Origin of the sequence: Methylomonas sp. MS20, from assembly GCF_050275925.1 — a bacterium.
Lineage (GTDB): Bacteria > Pseudomonadota > Gammaproteobacteria > Methylococcales > Methylomonadaceae > Methylomonas > Methylomonas koyamae_A.
This window is the reverse complement of record NZ_CP189962.1, coordinates 3,612,066-3,630,753: the sequence shown is the minus strand read 5'-3', so window position 1 is coordinate 3,630,753 and position 18,688 is coordinate 3,612,066. Positions and strand designations below refer to the sequence as shown.

The 18,688-nt window shown below is 57.2% G+C and carries 18 protein-coding genes; 11 read left to right on the top strand and 7 right to left on the bottom strand.

Translation table 11 applies throughout. From position 1 onward, the window contains the following. The first annotated feature begins 28 nt into the window (after positions 1-28). The 5 genes from ACQE3D_RS16195 to ACQE3D_RS16175 all read left to right on the top strand — a co-directional run bounded on the left by ACQE3D_RS16195 (position 29) and on the right by ACQE3D_RS16175 (position 5,254). Positions 29-1,066 carry a hypothetical protein gene (locus ACQE3D_RS16195; protein ID WP_313729737.1) on the top strand — a complete coding sequence of 346 codons (1,038 nt, stop codon included), beginning with the start codon at positions 29-31 and terminating at the stop codon, positions 1,064-1,066. A 324-nt stretch (positions 1,067-1,390) separates the two neighbouring features. Then, positions 1,391-1,906, top strand: a complete 516-nt coding sequence (locus tag ACQE3D_RS16190; RefSeq protein WP_313729738.1) for a hypothetical protein — start codon at positions 1,391-1,393, stop codon at positions 1,904-1,906. Positions 1,907-2,494: 588 nt separating this feature from the next. After that, complete coding sequence (locus ACQE3D_RS16185) at positions 2,495-3,436, top strand: hypothetical protein (protein ID WP_313729739.1); 942 nt, start codon at positions 2,495-2,497, stop codon at positions 3,434-3,436. Positions 3,437-3,489: 53 nt separating this feature from the next. After that, positions 3,490-4,278, top strand: a complete 789-nt coding sequence (locus ACQE3D_RS16180; protein WP_313729740.1) for a hypothetical protein — start codon at positions 3,490-3,492, stop codon at positions 4,276-4,278. Between the two features lie 160 nt (positions 4,279-4,438). After that, a complete protein-coding gene (locus ACQE3D_RS16175) occupies positions 4,439-5,254 on the top strand; it encodes a hypothetical protein (RefSeq protein ID WP_071160869.1) in 816 nt (271 codons plus the stop codon). A 107-nt stretch (positions 5,255-5,361) separates the two neighbouring features. Here the strand turns inward: ACQE3D_RS16175 and ACQE3D_RS16170 are convergent, their stop codons facing one another. Then, a complete protein-coding gene (locus tag ACQE3D_RS16170) occupies positions 5,362-6,249 on the bottom strand; it encodes a diguanylate cyclase domain-containing protein (RefSeq protein WP_313729741.1) in 888 nt (295 codons plus the stop codon). A gap of 586 nt (positions 6,250-6,835) precedes the next feature. Between ACQE3D_RS16170 and ACQE3D_RS16165 the strand changes: the two genes are divergently transcribed. The 6 genes from ACQE3D_RS16165 (at position 6,836) to ACQE3D_RS16140 (ending at position 13,113) form a co-directional block, all read left to right on the top strand. After that, positions 6,836-7,894 carry a DUF2278 family protein gene (locus ACQE3D_RS16165; RefSeq protein WP_313729742.1) on the top strand — a complete coding sequence of 353 codons (1,059 nt, stop codon included), beginning with the start codon at positions 6,836-6,838 and terminating at the stop codon, positions 7,892-7,894. A gap of 181 nt (positions 7,895-8,075) precedes the next feature. Continuing rightward, a complete protein-coding gene (locus ACQE3D_RS16160) occupies positions 8,076-9,074 on the top strand; it encodes a hypothetical protein (protein ID WP_313729743.1) in 999 nt (332 codons plus the stop codon). Between the two features lie 46 nt (positions 9,075-9,120). After that, on the top strand, positions 9,121-9,888 hold the full coding sequence (locus ACQE3D_RS16155; protein ID WP_313729744.1) for a hypothetical protein: 768 nt from the start codon (positions 9,121-9,123) through the stop codon (positions 9,886-9,888). A 396-nt stretch (positions 9,889-10,284) separates the two neighbouring features. Next, positions 10,285-11,559, top strand: coding sequence for an O-acetylhomoserine aminocarboxypropyltransferase/cysteine synthase family protein (locus ACQE3D_RS16150; RefSeq protein WP_313729745.1), 1,275 nt, complete (start codon positions 10,285-10,287; stop codon positions 11,557-11,559). 118 nt (positions 11,560-11,677) lie between these two features. Then, a complete protein-coding gene (locus tag ACQE3D_RS16145) occupies positions 11,678-12,658 on the top strand; it encodes a CobW family GTP-binding protein (protein WP_313729746.1) in 981 nt (326 codons plus the stop codon). Between the two features lie 62 nt (positions 12,659-12,720). Next, positions 12,721-13,113: a hypothetical protein gene (locus tag ACQE3D_RS16140; RefSeq protein WP_168031381.1), complete on the top strand. Its 393-nt coding sequence runs from the start codon at positions 12,721-12,723 to the stop codon at positions 13,111-13,113. A 247-nt stretch (positions 13,114-13,360) separates the two neighbouring features. On the opposite strand, the gene ACQE3D_RS16135 is transcribed toward ACQE3D_RS16140, so the two are convergent. The 6 genes from ACQE3D_RS16135 to ACQE3D_RS16110 form a co-directional block, all read right to left on the bottom strand. Next, the gene (locus ACQE3D_RS16135; protein WP_313729747.1) at positions 13,361-13,816 is read right to left on the bottom strand and encodes a hypothetical protein; all 456 of its coding nucleotides are present in this window, start codon (positions 13,814-13,816) and stop codon (positions 13,361-13,363) included. Positions 13,817-14,226: 410 nt separating this feature from the next. After that, positions 14,227-14,679, bottom strand: coding sequence for a YaiI/YqxD family protein (locus ACQE3D_RS16130; protein WP_313729748.1), 453 nt, complete (start codon positions 14,677-14,679; stop codon positions 14,227-14,229). A gap of 144 nt (positions 14,680-14,823) precedes the next feature. Further along, on the bottom strand, positions 14,824-15,462 hold the full coding sequence (locus ACQE3D_RS16125) for a hypothetical protein (RefSeq protein WP_313729749.1): 639 nt from the start codon (positions 15,460-15,462) through the stop codon (positions 14,824-14,826). A gap of 293 nt (positions 15,463-15,755) precedes the next feature. Next, positions 15,756-16,151: a DUF5658 family protein gene (locus ACQE3D_RS16120; protein ID WP_139306396.1), complete on the bottom strand. Its 396-nt coding sequence runs from the start codon at positions 16,149-16,151 to the stop codon at positions 15,756-15,758. 762 nt (positions 16,152-16,913) lie between these two features. Then, entirely contained in the window at positions 16,914-17,573 is a 660-nt protein-coding gene (locus ACQE3D_RS16115; protein WP_313729750.1) for a hypothetical protein, read from the bottom strand. 239 nt (positions 17,574-17,812) lie between these two features. Continuing rightward, positions 17,813-18,619 (bottom strand): hypothetical protein, encoded by an 807-nt coding sequence (locus tag ACQE3D_RS16110; protein ID WP_168031387.1) that lies wholly within the window; start codon positions 18,617-18,619, stop codon positions 17,813-17,815. Between the last annotated feature and the right edge of the window lie 69 nt (positions 18,620-18,688).

Here is an 18,688-nt window from a genome sequence, read left to right as displayed (position 1 = left end):
TTAAAATCCAATCCGACGAGTAACGACTATGCCGAATATCAAAAATTATTTAACTATATTCAGCGTCGTGCTGGCCAGCCCGATCGCAAGCGCGTCCACCAACGCCTCGGTCAGTACGACTATTGCCCAAACCAACAAGTACAGCGTTCCCAATCCAGGAACCAACGCGACGAAGAATGTCATCGACAATCACTCTGGCTACACGCCGTCCTCGGCGGTTGCCAGTTATACCTTGTCGGCCGACGGCGAATCGGGTTACGCGCGCTCGACCGCCTCCGCTCATGCCTCGGCCGGCCACCTTGGGGTTTATGCCGCTAGCGATAGCATGTACAGTACCAAACACCAAGATGCTCAAGGCAATCTTAGTGGAGCCGGCGGCGGCAGCGCCGATACCCATGCCAGCGCCAATTGGTACGACTTGTTGACAATCAACGCGCCAGGCATGAACGGCCGTCTTGGCAGTTTTACGGCGAGTATCGTCGTCTCGGGCAATGCGCTGGTCCACACCGACCCCGGCGTGATGCTTAAGAGCCCGGATGGCGGCCTGCTGTTGGCATCCAATGAAGGCCGGTCGTCGGTTTCATTGGCCGGCAGCGGATTGAATTGGCCCACTCAAACTTGGGACGACGCGTGCGGCGGCGGACAATTGGCATGCGCCAATACCTCTTATGGGTTCAGTCCGATTCCCAATGTCGATTACCATCGCGGCACCGCCTCAATCACAATACCCGTCACGATAAATTTTCGGTTCGGCATCGCCCAAACCATCGGTTACAGTCTATCGGTGTCCAGCCATGCGCTGTCTGATGTTCAGTACTTCAAAACCGCCGGCAGCGGCGGCGTCAATGCCGTGGCCGATCTATCGCACACCTTGTTGTGGGGTGGCATCGACAGCTTGTTCGACGATCACGGAAATGCCATTTCCGACTTTAGCTTAAGTGCTTCCAGTAGTTTCGATTACCGCCAAGCCGCCATCGTCCCGCTACCGCTGTCGGCATGGCTGATGTTGTCGGCGCTGATGGGCTGGTTGGGCTTGCGGCGCAAACAGTCACAGATCGCGGTCTGATTCGCGGTCTCCGCCAAATTTAAACCTCAGCGCTCGCTTGGATTCTCCTTCTAGCCTAAGACTCAGCCGAATGCTGCTGATTGGAGTACAAACCTAGGTTTGCACTCCGGCTAAACCGCTTGGTCGGTTTTCTTTCTAGCCTAAGACTCGGCCGAGTGCTGCTGATTGGAGTACAAACCTAGGTTTGTACTCCGGCGCGCGATTGGCCGCTGTGATTGGTTGGATTTTGCGATGCGGCTGGGTGGCGGAGTAGCTTATATTGGGCGCGGATCCGATCGGAACGCCAACGATTCGGTATTAAGCAACCAAACTCGGACTAGCGCCATGACTCCAAATCAGCCCAACAACGCCGATCGAACCGAAATAGCCGATCTATGCGCGGTCGCTCAATATGTCGAGCAGATTATCGCCGCGGAGCATCAATGGATATCCAATCGGCTGTCGTGGTTTTATATGTCCCAGACTTTTTGCTTGGCGACGCACGCGGTGCTGGTCACGGCCCAAAGCGCACACGTGCGAAGAGATTTCAAGTTCCTGCTCTGGGCGATGCCGCTGTTCGGACTGGTGTCGAGCGTTATCGTGTTCTTCTCGGCGAAAGCGGCCGAATCGGTCGTCCGTTCGTTGGCGGAAGAACGGGCCAAATTGACCGGGCGAATCAATGCGGTCGCGGGCAGCTCCATTCCGCTGATAGGCGCGAGCCGGCCCAACCGCCAAGCCGATTTGCACTGGACCCATTGGGCCGGCGCGTTGCCGTTGAACATTCTCCCGCCAAGCCTAGCGCTGATTTGGATCGTTCTGTTGATCTTTCGATTTTCCTGCAAAGCCCTGTGCGCCGGTTGAATGCCGCGCCTAGCCTATGCGAGCGCCTGCATCACGGGCAGGGGGATTGCGCTGATTGTTCGAGTTATCGCGCTCTACTTCGCTAAAGCACTAATCGGTAAAACCTGGCGCTAAACCTTAAATGCTAGGGGCGTTCAAGCGCCGCAACCGCCCCGCAAGTCTCTCCGATGATCGTCATTGTCTCCGGCGAATACCTGCGCACCTTCGGGAATCGCCCAAAATACGGCATATCCCGCATCAAACGTGAAATGCCGCACTTTGTCTCCGCTAGACAGCAATCACGCCTAGATACTCGTCGAGACCCATCGGTCTAAATAGAAAAATTGCCTAATCAAATCAGTTGCTAACAAATGGCGAACTAAAAATTTCAGAATCTATTTCTAACGGCATGGTTAATGCCTATTGAATTATTAACCCGGTTCTTAAATACCGTTCGCCGCGAGCCTGTCTCAGGCCACGCCAGCGGGGGCTGAGACGCGCTCAGCCCGAACGGAATACCCGTGATCAATAGGGCCGGGTTAATACGCTGATGGCAATACCCGTTAGCGATTCACGACTTTTCCTAAAAACGTCTTTACTCGAGCAAACATGATGACAATGCATACTTCACGTATCGGACCGTCGAGCAGGGTCCGGCAACTTTCTCTCTGCGGCTTGGCGGCAATCGCCGTGTCGGCCAACGCCGTGGCGCTGGAGGGCTCCATCGGCGGCACAGCCTATCTCAGTTACGATCAAGCAACCTGGGCGACGCTGAAACCGCTGGAAAGCTATAAAAACATGAACTATCAGGAGCTCTACGGCGGTCAGCGGATACCCACCGCCGACATAGCCGGGCGGCGGTGGGCTTATCCGCAGTTGTTTGTCGACAACAGCGTGCCCGCCAAATTGCAACCCTGGTGGTTGGCCACCAATGCCGCGATTGCCAACGGTACCGCGACTGCGGCGGCTCTTGCCGAATGGCGGGTGCTGGATCCCGCGCAGCAAGTTCCGGCGGCGCAACCGGCCGGCGGTTGGGCCATGGCGGTCGATTCGCTGGACGAGGGCCTGGACCCCGGCTGGGCGGAAGGCTATCACCCGACCGATTTCGACCCGACCACCGGGGTCGGCAAGATTGCGCTCGGCGGCTCGCTACGCCTGCATAGCGATTTCAACTCGCCTTCCGGCGTGCTGTGGATGCGGGGCTTGACGTTGGAGCATCGCGGCGAAACCGAGAGTTGGTATATCGGCAACGATGCCGGTCCAGCAAGCGGAGCATTCTTCGAACTGATTGATCCGGTTATCGGCGTAAATCCGGATAACGGCTTGTTGAGTATCGACGCCGATTTAAAATTCGGCGACTCCCTGTACTCGCGAATATTTTTTAATTTAGACGGCGACACCCGCGTCATCGGCCATTTCTCGCTCAACCCGTCACTGACGACGCCGACCAGCCCGGTACCCGTGCCGGCCGCCGCGTGGCTGTTTTCCTCGGCCATGCTGGGTCTAATGGGCATTTCGCGCCGGCAACGCTTAAGTCCGAATGCGCGTTAAATCGCGCGGAACAAGCGCCGCATACCCCCAACATTACCCTCAGGAACCATCGTATGACATTTTTTAGTTTCAAGCCCTTACTGACTCTCGGCTTGCTTGCACTAAGCGTAGGCCCGCAAACCGCCGGCGCGACGGTCGTCGCCACCGCCACCGTTCATTGGAACCCGTTAGACGTGGAAATTATCGACTTGTCCGGCGGATTCGATACGCCGCAATTTAGTTGGATTTCGCCGTTTGGCAGTGTGAATAGCAGTGCTTACACGGATCTGGTGGAGGGCAACTCCGACAACCAAAGAGTCGAGGATTTCACGACTCAGCTAAGCTCCGCGAGTAACAGCACACACTCCGGCAGCCACGCCGAACGCGGCGACGAGATCGTGCAAGCCCAGGCCCAAAGCGATGCGCTCGGCAACAATTTCGCGGCGACCCAGGCCAACAACCAAGGTAGCTTCGAGATGCGCGGCAAAGGCGTTGCGCTGATCACGCTGGATTGGACATTGGCGGTCAGCGGCGCCGAACTCACCGACCATTTGTCGGCATACGGCTATGCCAGCGTCAATCTGTCCGGCAATTATACCGACCAAAACGGCGCCAACGGCGGCGGTAGCAAGAGCGCATCCATCAGTCTCTCTCAGGGTTCTGATAGCCAAAGCGGCAGGTTTCGCTTTGCCGTCACCGGCGATGGCGTCAATGTGGTCATCGGCAATTTTGGCGTCATGGCCGATGTCAATACCAGCACGGTCAGTACGGTGCCGATTCCTTCGGCGTTCTGGCTGTTCGGCGGCACGGTCGTTGCCGCATGGGGCGGCCTGAAGCGCAAATCGCTATCGGCTTCATGTTAGTGCGCGTGCCCCGAAGGCCGGATCACCAACGCATCGACGTGCGATCCGGCGGCCTTGCCCAACCGACTCTTTTATCGTCGCCGGTCGGCGCTGACCATCCCATCGCGGATCGGCCGTTGGCCCGTTGCTCAACCCCATTCGTTATTCAAGGAATATCATTATGAAATGTTTATCTATCCCCGCCGTCGCGGCGCTATACGCATTGTGCGCGGTCGGGAGCCTGCCTAGCGCCAATGCATCGGTCGTCGCCAGTTCGACGATAGACTGGAGCAGTTTCAACATCCAACTTATCGACTTATCGAACGGCACTAACGCGCCGGCGTTTCGCTGGACCGCCCAAAGCGGCGTCGCCAACTCCTGGGCCTTCGTGTGGACCAATCCACCCAGCAACGATTATCCGAACCAAAGTGTTACGGCGGCGGATTTCGGCAGCGCATTGACTACCGACACGGCCACCACGCTTTCGCAAAGCCGCGCGACTCGCAATGCCGACTCGCTGGACAGCCATTCGCAAAGCGCGACCGATTACTATACCAATGGCTTTGCGACTGCCGGCAACAACGGCGACTTCGAATTGAGCGGTAACGGTCTGGCCATACTGACGCTGGACTGGCAACACTCGGTCAGCGGCGGCGGCGAAGGCGATATTTACAATTGGGCGAACGCGACGACCAGTATTTATGCCAACTATTACGGCAGCGACGGCGCGGGCGCCAACAAGTCGGTTCTGGTGTCCACCAACAGCTACGATGCGGTACCGCAAACGCGAAACGGCAGCTTTGTCTTCGTGATTTCCGGCGACGGCGAGCATTTGGTGAGCGGATCTTTCGGGGCCACCGCGTCAGCCCGGACGATGATCAGCCGTCCCGAAGACTCCGGGCCGATTAACCCAGTCCCCGTGCCGGCTTCGGCTTGGTTGTTCGGCACGATGCTGCTGGGCTGGTTGACCGGCCGGCGACGGTTGGCGGCTGGATAGCTGCGCGCTAAGGTGTTCAAGTAAAGCCGGGGCCGGAGTACATTGCCGCCCCGGCTAGCGACGCATTCCCGTTTCGCCGGCTTGCCGAAACGGGAAAGTCATTCCGACTAACACACTGAATCGCCTAAACCCCGCCGCCGTTTGGCCCGGTACATCGCCCGGTCCGCTTGTTTCAACAATTCGGTGCCGTTCAGGCCGTCCCTGCGATACAGCGCCGCGCCTATGCTGGCGCTGACCGAGATTTCCCGACCGGCCAATTGATACGGGGCCGCCAGGCAAGCGTGAATTTTCTCGATCACCGCATTGACGCCGGCCTCGCCGTCGATGTCGGTCAACAGCAACAAAAACTCGTCGCCACCGTAGCGGCAGGCGGTGTCGCCGCAACGAATATCGGCCGACAAACGCCGGCCGACTTCGCGCAACAAACGGTCGCCGGCATCGTGACCAAAGCTATCGTTGATGGTCTTGAAATCGTCCAGATCGATGAACAAGACGGCGACCGGTTTTTGCTGGCGATCGGCCTGCGCCAAGGCTTGTTGCAAGCGGTCCAGCAGCAGGCTGCGATTAGCCAAACCGGTCAATTCGTCATGGTGGGCTAGATGCAAGGCTTGCTCGCAACTTTCGGCGATTTGCTGCAATTGCCGGCTTAAATTCGCTTCGGTTTTGGTCAATTCGGCAATGGTCAGCCGCGCGGCGGCCAATTCCTGCTGGCTGATGGCTAGCGCCCGTTTCAGTTCGGCGACTTCGGCGTTGACTTGATGCAAATGCAAACAATCGCCATGCAATGCGCAATTTCGTTCGCCGCCAGCCTGCTCCGCATTGGCCACCGACTCGGTACCGGCGCGGTCGTTCCAAGCGATCGGGATGTCGGGGGCGAACACCTGTGTTGCTTCCGGCCGAGTCCGGCGCTCGGCAAACAGATTCGACCGCAAAATCGCGGCCGATTGACGGCTGGACATGGGGGCGGCACTGGTCCCTACGGAGTCGATATTCATAGATAAAATCCTGATTAAGCCAAAGTTACAGGAAGCCGCTCGGCGGCTGACGGCATACTTCAGTCAAATAGCGTGCCAATTGGGAAGTCAACCGCTTAGAACCTCACAAAGGATTGATATCAATCAAATTTGCACGAATCGACGCCTGGCGCTCAAGCCCAAGCGCGGCAAATGCCGGGGAGTTTGGAGACGATATTTCGTCTGGCTTACGAAATATCGTTTTCGTGGTACTCGCTTTCGAGCGGGTTGCCGGGTTGGAAGCGCTCGCCTCAGGCCGCCCGACATTGCCTCCGAGCCAAGCCCAACGATGCCGGTCGGCACGGATGTCCGGCAGTGTGCCGAGGAGCCGGGTCGGGCGGGAAAAATGTTCCGCGTTTGGTTTGTCCAGCTGGGGCGCTCGGCGCGATCATATGCCCGCTTCGCCGCGAATCTCGGCGAGCCCAGTACATTTGTACTAGTACGAAATCCCCGTTGCCCCATGGCGGAACTTGGCCGAGAATACCGGCGCAACCCTTGGGCCGTTGGACGGCGAATAGAACCCACGCGAGCCCCCAAACATAGCCGGCATGCTCCAGGAGAGATGACAATGAAGAATTACGGCGTATTAAAAGCCAAGGCCATCGACTACCAACGCGATAGCGACGATGATCCGCACTCGGAACTGCTGGTCAGCGTCGGCGGCGTCAAATACCGCATCGCGATCAATGTGCGTTCCAGCCGAGGTCCGGTCGCGCAGCGCTTGGTCGAATACCTGATCGTGCACGATCTGAAGCATCCGGTGCTGGACCGGGCCCGCGAACTGCCGAACGGTTGGAGCAATCTGGCGGATGGCGTCGCCGACGGCGCGGCGATCGATTACATCCGCGGCAATCTGTTTCGCGGCCAAGACATGAAGCCCATCCCGCATCTGGCGCCAGGCCCCAACAACGATTTGTTCGAATTCGTCGAAGACTTGGCGCAGCGGGCAATCGCCGATCCGGGCGCGGTGGTTTACGCCTTCGGCGAAAAATGGGGTCCCGAGTCCGGCAAACCGGACCAGTATTTCCATTTCGAACCCGGCAACGGCGTGCATTTGATCCACATGAATCAGGGCGGCGCCGGCGAGAGCAACGGCACTTTCCACGACGGCGGTCTGATCTTTGATTTCTCAGGCTCCGGCGGCGCGGTCGGGCTGTTCATCAAATTTCAAAACCAGGTTTGGCATACCGACGACCAGACCGCCGATCCGATCGGCGACGCGCCTGCCGTGCCCGAAGTACCGATTCCCGATACCGGCGGCGTCGATCCCTGGCCGGTGGTCGCGCCGGATTCGCCCTATCATTTGGCCCGTATCGTCGCGGCGATGGTCAATCCGCCCGGCGCCGATCCCGGCCTGGAATTCGTGACGTTGTTGAACGCGTCCGGGCATACGCTGGATCTGGCCGGCTGGAAAATTCTGGATCAGCAAGACAAGGCCGAAGCGATTGCCGGCAAAATCGACCCCGGCCGCGCCTTGACAGTGATGCTGAGCGGCAAGGGCGCGCAATTGTCCAACAAAGGCGGTACCATCACGTTGCTGGACCAGCGCGGTCTAAAGGTGGACGGCGTGGCTTATACTCGCGATGCCGCGAGGACCGAAGGTCAGCCGATCGTGTTCGGCGGCTAAATTCGTCATTGAAGCGTCAACAGGCTGTCGTAAAAGTCAAAACAGAACCCTATCCTCGCGGGACAGGGCAGGGGGAGGGGGTAAAAACAATGCGTTACCTTGCATTTCCCCGCGCCCCGACCTCTCTTTCGCGAGGAGAGGGGCATTCCGACACCCTTTCAATTAGGGGGACGTAAAGCGCATGATCGACATTTTAATCGGCTTATGTTTGGTATTCGCGATGTTCGCCGGCTTGGTGAGCAGCGTCAACGAAGTGGTCGCCCAATTGCTGGAAATGCGCGGCAAGGTGTTGTTCGAGGGCGTCGCGTTGTTGATGGGCGAACTGGAAGGCAGCGCCCGCTGGCGGCGCTGGCTGGGACAAGTGGATCGCAAAATCCACGAGGTGCTGAACGATACCGCCGATTTGGCGGCGGTGCCCGGCTTGCCGGCATTGACCCAAAAGCTGTTCGCCCATCCCTTGATCGATACCTTGTCGCAGCCCGGCTCCAAACCGTCCTACATCGAGCCGGCCTGCTTCGCCGAGGTCTTCGTGCAATTTTTGGCCAAGGGCGAGCGCACCCCGGAACGGATTGCCGCCAGCCTGGCCGAACTGAGTCCGCATCTGCAAACCTTGTTCGGGCCGATGCTGGAAACCGCCGGCGGCGATCTCGTGGCTTTCAAGACCAAGGTCGAGCAACATTTTTCGCTGGTGATGGACAGAGTCGGCGGTTGGTACAAACGCCGCAGTCAGGCGGTGATGTTCGCGGTCGGCTTTTTATTGGCCGCCGCCCTGAATGTCGATACTCTGCACATCGCCCATTATCTACGCTCGAATCCGGCCATGGTCTCGGCGTTGGTCGAAACCGCCCAGCGGGCGGACAATGCGGCCGGGCCGCTGAATCCGGACGGCGCCGACAGCGAAGCGCAAGTCAAACTGCGGCAAAGTATCGAAGCCTTGCGCCGCGACCTCGATCATTTTCGGCAACTGTCGTTACCGATCGGTTGGAACGTCAAATACGACAGCCAGGGCACACCTTGCGCGATCCAACGCTTGGACGACCAAAAAGCTCCCTGGCTAGGCTGGCTAATCACAGCGATGACCGGGACCTTGGGCGCGCCGTTTTGGTTCGACGCGATCTCCAAACTGTTTGCGATTCGCGGCTCCGGCCGCAAACCGCCCGCTGCCGACGCGGATAAATAAGCGCTTTCTTCCCCGTTAACTTCAGCCAAATCCAGGACAACTTGCGATGACCGAACAATCTCCTCGACTCATGAAAAATCCTCGTGCCGCCAATCCCGTACTCGGCGGCACCGCGGCCGGCATCGGCGCCGGCGCGAAAATCGGCTTGTTGGCGTTAGTGTTATTAGCGGCCGGCTGCGAATGTCAGCAAAAGCCGATTTTTCTGCCGGCGGCGATGGCCGGCAAGGTCGAATTGGTCGAGGACTGCGTCGAAAGTTGCGACAACGACGTTCTCGCCAGCGCGGTCGCCGAACCGGAAAAAGGCGGAATCTCGTCGGCTTATCTGCTCCGCATTACCGACGACGTCGAAGTTTACCGGATGTGGAATGGCCCGGACGGCGGCTTGAACGCCTACGGCGGCAGTAACCGGCTCGGCCCTTGGTGGACTGCGGAACGCCCGTCCGGCACGGACCAGGACTACCGCGCCAAGAATGCGATCTGCCCCGCTTGGAATGAACTCAAATGGGTCGCCAAATGTACCCTGAAGAAAGGCACCCTGATCGCTATCGGCCCCACCCAGTCGGCGCGCTGCCCGAGCGGCGAATTCTATCCGGCCAACAACACTCAACAAATCTACGTGGACAATTATTCGCCCAAGCACGTCAGTTGCGGTAAGTACTTGGAAAGCGATTATCCGGTGGACGGCAAGGATCTGTCGGTCAAAATTCCCTACGTCGAGCCTAAACCCAAGGATTGTTCGGCTAATGCGGAAACCAAGCCGCCCGTCTCCGAACCTCCCGCGCCCGCGCCGGCCAAGAAGGCCAAACGCAAATAAACCTAAAAAATCAGTTCGAACGCGTAAATCCGTTCTCGTCGGGCTTTCCAAAGACTGTGCGGAAGTTAAACCTCCCGCATTTGGCGAGCATTTCCAATCCTGCCCACCCATCGACTGGGCTCGGGGCGAACGGGGTTTGGAATGCTCAACTGATTTTTCTAGGATAAACCGCTAACCCGGCAGGTGAGAAAGTCCCGATTTTTATCGAGCGCCCGCCCGCGTCCCGTCTAGCCTATCCCGCTCCCCGAACGGTCGTTCGGGTTGTCCGAGCTACCGCCATGCCTTTCCTATCGTCCGCAAATCGCGAGAACCGGGCTGGCGTGGGGGGCGGCGGCTTGTATAATCCCGCCTTCCTCGACGAGGATTAGCAAACCATAATAAACAACAGGAGTGTGTATGAGAATCGAGACCCAGGCCGTCCATGCCGGTTACGCGCCGGACCCCACCACCAAGGCGGTCGCCGTGCCAATTTACCAAACCGTCGCCTATGCCTTCGATAGCGCCCAGCACGGCGCGGATTTGTTCGACCTGAAAGTGCAAGGTAATATCTACACCCGCATCATGAATCCGACCCAGGACGTGTTGGAACAGCGGGTGGCGGCGATGGAGGGCGGCTTGGCGGCGCTGGCGCTGGCTTCCGGCCAGGCGGCCACCACTTATGCCATCCAAACCATCGCCGAAGCCGGCGATAACATCGTCTCGGCCTCGACCTTGTACGGCGGTACCTACAATTTGTTTGCCCATACTTTTCCGCAACTGGGCATTGAAGTGCGCTTTGCCGATCCGCGTCAGCCGGGTAGTTTCGCGCCGTTGATCGATAGCCGCACCAAGGCTATTTTTTGCGAATCCATCGGCAACCCGCTGGGCAACGTTACCGATTTCGCGGCCTTGGCCGAGGTCGCCCACGCCCACGGCATTCCGCTGATCGTCGACAACACCGTGCCGTCGCCGTATTTGTGCCGACCTATCGAGCACGGCGCCGACATCGTCGTGCACTCCTTGACCAAATACATGGGCGGCCATGGCAACTCGGTGGCCGGCATCATCGTCGATTCCGGCCAATTTCCGTGGGCCGAACACAAGACCCGCTTCAAGCGTCTGAACGAGCCGGATGTTAGCTATCACGGCGTGGTCTACACCGAAGCGCTAGGCGCCGCGGCTTATATCGGCCGAGCCAGGGTCGTGCCCTTGCGCAACATGGGCGCGTCGATCGCGCCGATGAATGCGTTCCTGGTATTGCAAGGCATCGAAACGCTGCCGTTGCGGATGGACCGCATCTGCGAGAATGCCTGGGAAATCGCCAAACTGCTGCAAGACCATCCGAAAGTGGCTTGGGTCAATTACGCCGGCCTGCCGGAACATCCCGACCACGCCTTGGTGCAAAAATACATGGGCGGCAGGGCCTCGGGCATTTTAAGTTTCGGTTTGAAACAAGGCGGCCGCGAGGCAGGCGCGCGGGTACTGGACGCCTTCAAATTGTTCACCCGGCTGGTGAACATCGGCGACGCCAAATCGCTGGCCACTCACCCGGCGTCGACCACCCATCGCCAGTTGAATCCGGAAGAACTGGCCAAGGCCGGGGTCAGCGAGGAAATGCTGCGGTTGTCGATCGGTATCGAGCACATCGACGATCTGGTCGAAGATTTGGAGCAAGCGTTGGATGCGGTTTGAGGGCGGTTGCTATCTAGTTACCGTGGGGTAGCTCTTAGCGTTAGCCGGAGTACAAACCTAGGTTTGTACTCCACCGATTCCTCTTTGACTTTCGTCTTCCGCGATCATGCCAGCCAATATGCCCCAACCCATCCCCGTCCTGATCCTCACCGGCTTTCTCGGTAGCGGCAAAACCACGCTGCTGAACCGGTTGCTGGCGGACGGCGTGAAAACGGCGGTGATCATCAACGAATTCGGCGGCTCGCCGGTCGATCAGGATTTGTTGGAAAACCAGAACATCCCAATGACGGTACTGTCCGGCGGCTGTTTGTGCTGCCAGATCAAGGGTGCGTTGGCGCCAACTTTGAAAAATTTGCGCATGGCCTGGGACGGTTCGACGGTCAAACCTTTCGAGCGAGTCATCATTGAAACCAGCGGCATCGCAAGCCCTGAGCCGATTCTGGACACCTTGCTGCGCGAACCGTGGCTGAGCAAACGCTACCGGCTCCGGCAGGTGATCGCGACCTTGGCGATTCCATCGGCCGTCGAGCATTTACAACGCTATGCCGAAGCCAAAGCCCAGGCGGTCTGGGCCGACACCTTGCTGCTGACCCATGCCGATCTGGCCGAGCCGGCGCAGATCAGCGCTCTCGAAGCGCACCTGCAAACCCTGGCACCAGCCACGCCAATCCGGACCGGGACCTTGGCACGACTTGATACCGGCGACTTGCTGAATGCGCCGTTGCCGCTGTTTCGGCGCCTGCCCGCAAATGCCGATCCGATCGGACATGCCTTCCAAAGCGTATCGTTGTACTTCGAACAAACGCCCGACTGGCCGCGATTGCAAAGCTCATTACAGCGACTTATCGTCCAACTAGGTTCGACGCTGCCCCGAATCAAGGGCATCGTGTATCCGCCCGATCTCGGCGGGCCGGTCGCGATCCAGGCCGCTTCCGGTCGGCTTTACCCGGCAACGCCGCTGCCGGCCCGCGCCAACGACGATAGGCGCGGCCGCTTGATTTTCATTGGTGCCGGTCCGGCGGATGCGCTGGCCGAGACGCTCGGCGCGCTGTTCGCCGATTGCGACCCGCCACCGACGCTTCGGCGGCATTCCAACTGAGCGAGCGGCACCCAGCGTGCTACAATCGCAGCCTTTCCCACAAGTAATTCAAGGAATTTATCATGTCCTATCGCAAACTGGCGGCGCTGGCGCTGTTGACTCTTTCTTTCGGTGCCGGCGCGGCGGAACAGCCATTGACCCAAGCCGAGTTGCTCGGCACCTGGCAGATCGATAAGGAATCCTTGAACGCCGACGGCAGCGGCGCCCGCGGCCTGAACACCACCTGGACGTTCAAAAACGACGGCACCCTTGAAGGCATTACCCAGGACTCCGACTCTCATGCCCGAATCGACCAGTTGAAGGCGATACTGAATTATTCGGTGGAAAACGGCAAACTCAACAAGCAAGCCGCACCGGGCCGCTCTAAAATGGAAACCTGCACCGCCGTCGAGAAAGACGGCGCGAAAATGGTCTTGAAATGTCAGTCCATCTACTTTTTCATGACCAAGAAATAAGTACCGCACGGTGCTCGATCCCGCTTCAACGCATGGAACGGGATCGTAACAACCATTCCGGGCACGGCCTAACGCCGTTAACCTATACCGTTCGCCAATCGGCTCGGCTTGGACAATCTCTCGACGGCGACGCCAAGGTCGCGCCGATATGCCGGCAAACTTACCGTAAAACCGCGAATGAACATCAACGATGGTGCGTTCGTCGCGAGGCTACCGAGCGACTTTTCAAAATGCGGTTATTCGCCGATTACCCGGCGGAACGTTTCACGCGACCGCGCGACAAACCAACGAATCCGAAAACCGCCGAACCGAACAACCATGCAGCCGCCGGTAGCGGTATCGGCGATGCGTTGACGGTGAAACCTTTCAGATAAACATCAAACGTGGTGTAGGCGGTGTGCATGTTCGACATCGCCAGTTGAAATTCCCCGGGAATTTCAACTGCGGAGGAAACCGGAGCGTTGTTGATCCTGGGGGTCCGTCCTGTGACGTCGCCGGCACTGTCCTGGATGTATAACTGAGAATAAACCGTGGTGTAATCCAGGAAACCCGACCAAGATACCGAATCGACGCCAAAACTGTCGACTAACTTCCCGGTATAAAGATCCGTCAGTTCCAATCCCCTGTTTGGACCACCAAAGCCGTTCCATACCCCTCCCATGCTAAACGATATTGCCCAGCCGCCCGGTATGATTTGCGTCACCGACGTGCCGCCACCTAGCGGCGCAAACCAAATATCGTTGCTGGATACGACCGGCGTTCCGCTCGATACGTCGATGTAGACGTTTGTCGCTGACGCCGGCAACGGCGAAAGCAGCGATAAGCAGAATCCCGCTTTTACAATGGTCAACGAAGTCTTTTTTTCCATTTTCTGTCCTTGGTGTTGAAGCTAAATCAGGAACATCGAAATGTTAATGTCTTCCCGGCAATTCGACGGCAATTCAGCCCGAATACCGGCAGCGATCAACACGATTTGGCATAAAGCCAACGACAGACTAGCGCGTCCGATACGCGACGTCGGTACGTTGGAGCGCTTAGACACGGAAACACTAAGGGGCTTGCTGGTGATCGCGACAACACCTCGCCGAACGGCGTGGCGGATGATTACCGCCTTCAGGCGCGGCTTAAGGTCGCCAAAAAACGGTCCAATTGATTGGCGAATGCTTGAATATCTCGCGGATGCAAGGGCGCTGGACCGCCGGTGTCGATACCACTGGCGCGCAGACTGTCCATCATCGAGCGGATTTGCAGTCTTTCGCCGATGTTTTCGTTGGAATAGCGCTCGCCGCGCGGATCGATGGCGTGACCGCCCTTGGCGACGACTTCGGCAGCCAATGGAATATCGGCGGTTATCACCAGATCGCCAGGTTTCAGCCGTTTGACGATTTCGTTATCCGCCACGTCGAAGCCGCTGCTGACGCGCAGCATTTTGATGTAGCGCGACGGTGGAACCGGTATCGGTTGGTTGGCCACCAAGGTCGTCCCTAATCGGCAACGCTCGGCTGCTCTAAATAAGATATCCTTGACCGGCTTCGGACAGGCGTCCGCGTCAACCCAAATATGCATAGTGGCTTTAGTATTAATGGATGGCTAAACGATAAATCCAGTCCGAGCGTGGACTTTCGCGCCAACGTGGATTCAAATCCGACGAGGCTTGGGCGATGGGATAGCGCTCGCATTGACCTAACAGTGTCCAGGAATCGAATCCCCTCACGGTAAGCCGACCGGGGCTCTGGTCGTTTGAAACGCGCCTTGCCGGTAAAGCTGATCGTAAAGATGGTCGGCTATCCGCTCGAATAGGGTCTGCTCGTTGTGTGCGGCAAACGGCAATGCCAGCCACAAAAACAATTCCATATAGGCTTTATTCGCTTCTTCGACCTTAGCGGCGTAAGACATCCCGGATTTCGCATCGACCAACGTAAAGCGAATATCGTAATGTTGGGTAACCGTATAAGGGATTATAAACAACGTCAGTCCGCTGATAATTTGCATAGCGATACTAGACTCGCCATGCTGGCTGCCGGACAAGGTCAGACGATAATCGGTCCGTTCGGTAAACTCGCCCGGCGCCACCGCTTCGTGATCGCGGATATACGCTTTGTCCACCCAGGCATTCAGCACGTTCTGGTTGATCAACACGCCAGCCAGATGGTCAGTCACCAGACCACCGCCATCCATCGTAAACGCGAAGTCGCCGACCGTATGTTCTATCATCGGCCTCATCGCGTTAGCCTGTGGCGTGATCGGCCGCAGTTTGCTGCCTTCGGTGACATAGGCGCATCCGGTCAAGCCGGCAATAAACAGGGCCGCGCAAAATCGGCCAAACAAGGTCAGGAACGGAATTTTCATGTGGGATTTTTCGTAGCCGGCGGCGTTTCGAAATGGCCGTCAATTGGACAGGCGGTTCAGCGTTCGCAGTATAGGAGCAAGAGGTTGCCGCGTCCAACATTGAACGGTTTAGGGCTGCCTTGTCGTGGCTAACGAATCGGAATAAAAGCGGGATTTCGAATCCGGAACCCCCTCCCGCCAGAGCGGGAAACGGGATTCGAGGCAACGGACGATAGAAATACGGGGTTTACATCAACACCGCGTGAGCCTAAAGAACCGAGCCCACGCTTTTCAAACGGATGCGTAGGATGGAATCAGGCACCCATGACCAATGTAAAATTATTGGTTACCACCCAACTGTAAAAGGCATCAGCCCAAACCAAGGTGGCCGTACCCCAACGCCCTTTGATCGAGTGACGGTCGAAGAAGATAAAAGCAATCACCAGAAGTATCGCCACTTTCAGCGATGTAATGGCCAGTCCCAAACCCACCAAGCCGGCAAAGTAATTCAAAATGGGATTGACCTCGTCGACATCGGTAAAGCTCAAGCCGAGATAAGTAATCACGCCATCGGCGATGTGCAATAAGCCAAACAAAACCAGCATCGCCGCGTTTAATTTATGTCGCGTCGGTATTCGCCAGATACTCAACGCCCTAAAAAAATCCAGCCCATTCACTTTAACCGTTGCGCGGCCCTTTCGAATTTTCATGTGATACTCCTTACGCGAATTGGCGCCCAACCCGATGATGAAAGACATGGACTTTCACCGCCAGCGCCTTGAGTTGTGTAACTGAAACCATAACGGCCGGACAGCATCACTTAGGTTAGATTGCTGAAAATTGAAGCCGCGCCGAACATCAATGTAGAGATTACGAATTGGCCCGACAGAAAACCGAGCATACCGATAATAAACAATAAACCGGTGGTAATATCTTTATAGAAGCTGTTTGAAGCATTCATATTTACATCCCGGACTGAATTCAGTCGCAGAGTTAGTGAAGACGGCTTCACTATAACTCTCAGGCATTAATTTACAATACCATGCTGAATACATTGTTTATTTCCAATTGAGAAATAAAGTTTCGGCAATCCCTACCGCCTTTCAGTCCGTCTCACATAAGAGATAGCTAATATGATAGGGCTTTTTGGGGCCGCGCGGCGAGTTATTCCGCGAAACCGGGGCTTGGTCGCGGTTTAATATGGCAAGGCATTGATTTTGCTGAAAAGCCGTTCGCCACACTGACGTCCATAACCGCGCGTCGGGACGCCGTCACGGGTGGCTGGCCAGCAGCGATTGGCCACATCAACCGGGCTCCGGCTTCGCTCGATGGCGTGGACGCCTACCCCAATCAGGAACGACCAGAACCTTTCCGAATTCAGGCACGCTGGGAAATATTTGAAAACCCATCGGCGCGATAGCCGATGGGACGAGGTTCGAGAATAGTTAACGAACGGGTAAACCCATCCGCGATTAAGCCGCAACCGAGTTCGAGCGGGGAGAGCGTCGATTTCCCCAACCGACCAAGCCAAGCAACACCGACCCCATCGACCAAGCGGCGCCGGGCAATGGAACGGTGGCGACTTTAAAGTTCAACGAAAACGTGTCCATGGTTCTGCTTTCACGCAACCAAACCGTGTAGCTGCCCACCCCTAAGGTGGCGGGCAATTGGGTGCCGGTAAAGGCCCCGGTAGCGATCAGACTTGGAAACACATCTTCCCCGACATTCGTGGGAATAACGCCGTTGATCGGGGTTGTTCCGACCGGAGCGCCCAGCAGCGCGTAGCCATCGACAGCGGACGGGTCGACAACGCTGGGCGTGATCGTCGTACCTTGCTTCAAGCCGAAAAACGCCACGCCGGTAGCGGTGGGGTTGCCGCCAATCTGGCTAAACGTGAAAGCCTGTAATTGAATAGAAGTCAGTCGATAGCCAGCTCCGATGTCGAACCTAAAAAAACGCGAATCCGCGCCGGCGCTAGGGTCCAATTTCACGTCGACCACGTTGTCGCCCGCGGAAAAACTGAGCGGAGTAGGATTGGAACCGTCGGTCGACAAATCCAACACCGCGGCACCGACCGCGTTCGATAAACTCGCCAACAGCAACACACCTGCTCTTAAAACATTCTGGTTCATAAAAACTCCCGGTTGATAGGTTTTCCTAGAGGTTTCGCCGAACAACGCAAACGGACCTGGGGCACATTTTTTCGACTCAGGAACACTACTAGAAATTATTCGGGAGATCAAGCGTGGTTCCGACGCCTGTTTGGAGGCGGGCTTGATGCCGCACGCTTGTCGATGAAGTCGGGAAACGAAGCATCCAAAAACCGGTAATCTGGCGTATGGGTCCGGCGATGACCTTGGCTTGGATTGCCTTATTGCTTGCCGACGCCGGAGAGTTCGCGAATATCGGTCTGCAGATCGAGCATGCTTTTCTGGCTCACTTGAATCCAGCCGCGGCGCGGACGGTCCAAATCGAGGATGATAAATACCAAAATCACGATCAATCCCACCAAAATGTGGGTAACGAACGAAGGACGATGTCCGGCGAGCCCGGTGGCATAGCCGACTACCGCCCCGGTCATGATGAACGTGATGTAGAGCAGGAACAGCACGAATTCGGGTACATGACGCGCAAGTTCGGCGTCGCGTTTACCGTAATTGTCGATCAATTCGTTCAAGGTTTGCACGAACAAACCGCTGGTCACCGGCCTTGGGTCGAGTTCCACCGCACGCCGCGCATAGTCCCACAACGCCGAGTGCAGCCTGCCGGTTTCGGCGGCCATCTCGCTAAGCGTTTGGTGGGCGGTCAAATTGATTTCCCCGGCCTTCACCCGCAGATCGACATACTCGTGCAACAACTTACCGACTTCGTCCCGCACGCCGGCCGGCAGCATCCGCGAACGCAAGTAGGTCGTGCCTATCGCATTAGCTTCGTCGACCACCGCCTCGCTGCGGCTATCGTAACGCTGTAACGACAACGAAAATGTAAATCCCAGCAACAGCGCTAATATCCCCAGCAACGACGCCGAGGTTGCATTGACGTGTTGCTTGAAATCCTCGCCGGTGACATGCTCGGAGCGAGAGCCCAGTCGATAACCGCTTTCTATGGCCAAAAGCATGGAAACCAATAGCACCCCGGCTATCAGTACGCTGTCAATGTCGTACATAAATTCGGTCATCGTGAAATGGTGGGTAGAGATTAATGGATACCAACGTTAACAAAAGCTGTGAAAGAGTCCTTCGGTCGG

What these genes read in the sequence shown, in the direction of transcription:
- ACQE3D_RS16195 (WP_313729737.1), top strand. Translation starts at nt 29, where the DNA reads ATGCCGAATATCAAAAATTATTTAACTATATTCAGCGTCGTGCTGGCC.
- ACQE3D_RS16190 (WP_313729738.1), top strand. Translation starts at nt 1,391, where the DNA reads ATGACTCCAAATCAGCCCAACAACGCCGATCGAACCGAAATAGCCGAT.
- ACQE3D_RS16185 (WP_313729739.1), top strand. Translation starts at nt 2,495, where the DNA reads ATGATGACAATGCATACTTCACGTATCGGACCGTCGAGCAGGGTCCGG.
- ACQE3D_RS16180 (WP_313729740.1), top strand. Translation starts at nt 3,490, where the DNA reads ATGACATTTTTTAGTTTCAAGCCCTTACTGACTCTCGGCTTGCTTGCA.
- ACQE3D_RS16175 (WP_071160869.1), top strand. Translation starts at nt 4,439, where the DNA reads ATGAAATGTTTATCTATCCCCGCCGTCGCGGCGCTATACGCATTGTGC.
- ACQE3D_RS16170 (WP_313729741.1), bottom strand. Translation starts at nt 6,249, where the DNA reads ATGAATATCGACTCCGTAGGGACCAGTGCCGCCCCCATGTCCAGCCGT.
- ACQE3D_RS16165 (WP_313729742.1), top strand. Translation starts at nt 6,836, where the DNA reads ATGAAGAATTACGGCGTATTAAAAGCCAAGGCCATCGACTACCAACGC.
- ACQE3D_RS16160 (WP_313729743.1), top strand. Translation starts at nt 8,076, where the DNA reads ATGATCGACATTTTAATCGGCTTATGTTTGGTATTCGCGATGTTCGCC.
- ACQE3D_RS16155 (WP_313729744.1), top strand. Translation starts at nt 9,121, where the DNA reads ATGACCGAACAATCTCCTCGACTCATGAAAAATCCTCGTGCCGCCAAT.
- ACQE3D_RS16150 (WP_313729745.1), top strand. Translation starts at nt 10,285, where the DNA reads ATGAGAATCGAGACCCAGGCCGTCCATGCCGGTTACGCGCCGGACCCC.
- ACQE3D_RS16145 (WP_313729746.1), top strand. Translation starts at nt 11,678, where the DNA reads ATGCCCCAACCCATCCCCGTCCTGATCCTCACCGGCTTTCTCGGTAGC.
- ACQE3D_RS16140 (WP_168031381.1), top strand. Translation starts at nt 12,721, where the DNA reads ATGTCCTATCGCAAACTGGCGGCGCTGGCGCTGTTGACTCTTTCTTTC.
- ACQE3D_RS16130 (WP_313729748.1), bottom strand. Translation starts at nt 14,679, where the DNA reads ATGCATATTTGGGTTGACGCGGACGCCTGTCCGAAGCCGGTCAAGGAT.
- ACQE3D_RS16125 (WP_313729749.1), bottom strand. Translation starts at nt 15,462, where the DNA reads ATGAAAATTCCGTTCCTGACCTTGTTTGGCCGATTTTGCGCGGCCCTG.
- ACQE3D_RS16120 (WP_139306396.1), bottom strand. Translation starts at nt 16,151, where the DNA reads ATGAAAATTCGAAAGGGCCGCGCAACGGTTAAAGTGAATGGGCTGGAT.
- ACQE3D_RS16115 (WP_313729750.1), bottom strand. Translation starts at nt 17,573, where the DNA reads ATGAACCAGAATGTTTTAAGAGCAGGTGTGTTGCTGTTGGCGAGTTTA.
- ACQE3D_RS16110 (WP_168031387.1), bottom strand. Translation starts at nt 18,619, where the DNA reads ATGACCGAATTTATGTACGACATTGACAGCGTACTGATAGCCGGGGTG.